This is a genomic window from Paraglaciecola sp. (genome assembly GCF_030730205.1).
GTDB lineage: Bacteria > Pseudomonadota > Gammaproteobacteria > Enterobacterales > Alteromonadaceae > Paraglaciecola.
Genome location: NZ_JANQVQ010000210.1, coordinates 1 through 2,607 on the forward strand (window position 1 = coordinate 1; position 2,607 = coordinate 2,607).

4 protein-coding genes are annotated in these 2,607 nt (G+C 39.7%); 3 read left to right on the plus strand and 1 reads right to left on the minus strand.

Going from position 1 to position 2,607, the window contains the following annotated elements:
* The 3 genes from NWQ57_RS14200 to NWQ57_RS22695 form a co-directional block, all read left to right on the plus strand.
* A partial coding sequence (locus tag NWQ57_RS14200; protein WP_306022819.1) for a CPBP family intramembrane glutamic endopeptidase occupies window positions 1–568 on the plus strand: 568 nt, incomplete at its 5' end.
* Window positions 561–698, plus strand: a complete 138-nt coding sequence (locus tag NWQ57_RS14205; RefSeq protein WP_306022820.1) for a hypothetical protein — start codon at window positions 561–563, stop codon at window positions 696–698. The genes NWQ57_RS14200 and NWQ57_RS14205, both read left to right, overlap by 8 nt.
* A 63-nt stretch (window positions 699–761) precedes the next feature.
* Window positions 762–1,214: a transposase gene (locus NWQ57_RS22695; RefSeq protein WP_372340925.1), complete on the plus strand. Its 453-nt coding sequence runs from the start codon at window positions 762–764 to the stop codon at window positions 1,212–1,214.
* A gap of 21 nt (window positions 1,215–1,235) precedes the next feature.
* Here the strand turns inward: NWQ57_RS22695 and NWQ57_RS14210 are convergent, their stop codons facing one another.
* Window positions 1,236–2,432, minus strand: a complete 1,197-nt coding sequence (locus NWQ57_RS14210; protein WP_306022821.1) for a helix-turn-helix domain-containing protein — start codon at window positions 2,430–2,432, stop codon at window positions 1,236–1,238.
* Between the last annotated feature and the right edge of the window lie 175 nt (window positions 2,433–2,607).

A 2,607-nucleotide genomic window follows, 5' to 3' on the forward strand; every position in this document is an offset into this window, starting at 1 on the left:
GGCTAGGCGTTTGATTCTGGGGATCCTGGTTGGTATGGCTATCGTTGGATTAATGCTGTTTACCCTTACTCTGTTTTCCCCCATCACCATCAAACGTGTTGCTAACCCAGACTATTTGAACTCCATAGGCTGGGCGGCACTGATACTATTCGTTTTGGCATTAATGGAAGAGATAGCCTTTCGGTCTTACCCACTAGTCCGCCTGTCGGAGTCTCTTGGAATTAGGCCGTCGATTTATCTCACCTCCATCGTCTTTGCTTTTTATCATGGATTAGAACCGGCCAACCTACTTGGACCTGGTGTTTGGGGGCTGTTTTTTGGCTTAGCGGCAATTAAGACCAAGGGCATAGCCCTAGCTCTAGGTCTTCACTTCGGTCTTAATTTTATGCAAAGCTTATGGGGTATGAAACCGCAATACGCAAGCTCAATTTGGACAGTCCTTCCGGATGGCACTAGTCGAATGTTCACGTCTGAGACTGTCGGACTAACTCTGCAGTGTATCCTGCTGATTGTTGGTGTAATTCTCATTGAATTACATATAAGACCAAAAGGGAACGAGCATGGATAAATACGCAGAAACGTATTGTGATGTTGATGATTTCTGTGAATTATTTATTGAGCAGCGGCAACGCACTCTAGTTGAAAATGGCAAGCTCAAACGCCACCGCATGGATTGCAAATTGTCACCCGCTGAGTGATGACGATAATCATTCATTTCCATCAATCCCTCTATCGCGATTTCAAAAATTACTACCTGCATTATGTCAGTCGAGAACATCAAGCCCATTGTCCAGAATGACTCAGTTACCCAATTTCTAGGCATATCATCGAGTGTGGTCGTGCCACGGTGCAGCTATCTAACCTCAACGCTCGAGAAGCCGACGGGTATCTTTGTCGATTCCACCAAAATAGAGGTATGTCATATTATGTGGGCCAAGCGAAACCAAGTATTTGCTGATGGAGCAACACATGGAAAACTCACTTTGGGTTGGTCATTTGGCTTTAAACTCCATTTAATCATCAACCACTTAGGTGAGATAGTTTCTCTTAAATTGACCAAAGGCAATGGATATTACCACCCGCCCGTAGCAGAAATGACAGACACATTGTTCGGTAAACTTTATGGCGATAAGGGGGATGTCAGCAAAGTCTTATCGGGGAATGACTTGATAAAGTTGTTGAACTCATCACGCCCGTGCGCAAGAAGAAATTAGTTAAATTATTGTTGGGTAATACTATTCTATGGGGAACGTAGCATTATTGGCCTGCTTAACGTTATTCAGAGTATGTCGCTTTCTGTATTCAGAGGGGGTAACACCTTCTTGTTTCTTAAAAAAGCTATAAAAAACCGATTTGCTATTAAATCCAACTTCATAAAAGATGTCAGTGATTGATTTGTTTAAGTCCGAAATCAATAAAATTTTCGCTTCATCAATTCTGTATTTATTGATGAATTCATAAAAGTTAACTTGAAAGTGACGATTCAAAGTGACGGATAAATCTTTGGTCGACACATCTAATTTTTTGGCTAATTCATCAATAGTGATTTCTGACAACAGATAAGGCTTTTCTTCCCTCATTACCCGCTCAATTCGCTTAATGTAATTGGGCTTATATTCGCTTTTTTCGTCTACAGGTTGATTGACATCATGGGTAGGTATGGGAATGATCGAATGGGATCGAGTGACACTGTAAAATAATAATGAAACCACTAGCAAAAAGGTCGCGTAGTAGGAAAACAGCCCGATATTAATAAAGGTTGTTACTGCAATCGCATAATTAATGTTGACCACTTTTAACAGGCTTAAAATCACATCTACAAGCATTATGCTTAAAAAGCCAAAGAGTAAAAACCTCAGCCAGTTCAAATCAATAGTGGAAATATCGGCACGGGCTTCTTTGTGACGTTTGTGGTAGCGGGTGATGAGTACAAAACAATTTAAAATATAGAACAGCCTCAATAGCTTTATTATGTTGTCTGCAGCGATGTAGTGCCATGAGCTGTATAGCTGCCAATTTTCGATGGTAATTTGTTTGGACAGATCACTCAGGCTATAGTAAACCGCGATTAAATATGCGGCATATAAAGCCAAGGGAATGAGATGGACTAAGTGTTTTTTAGATAGCTTAAAATCACTAAATACCGATGATTTGATATAAAAGTACAGTAAAACCGCATCTAAGCAGTAAGCCAAGCTACCAACAAATAATAGATTTGGCGCATTTTCCAGTACTTCAAATCTGAATTTTAAACCGTAAAAAGTTAACTCGTGAAACGCAATAAAGGCATGAGAAGTGAGAAATCCAGCGAGTAAGTAAGCGCTAATATCATTCATCCGATGACTGGATATTAACATTAAGGAAAACAAAATCGATAAGACAATGGTCATCACTAGAGTGATGTCATTTAGATTAAAAACTACGTTACTCATAGGTATTGACTAGATGTTTGATTTTTAATTTGGCCGCAGTCAAATAGTTACCTTTTGCTTTATATTGTTCATGTAAATCTGCTGCCAGCACTTACATGGTGCTCAGCCTGATAAATGCTAACGTAATCTGCAAACAGTTCCAACGAATATATTAGAAATAACCTTACTCGTTAAC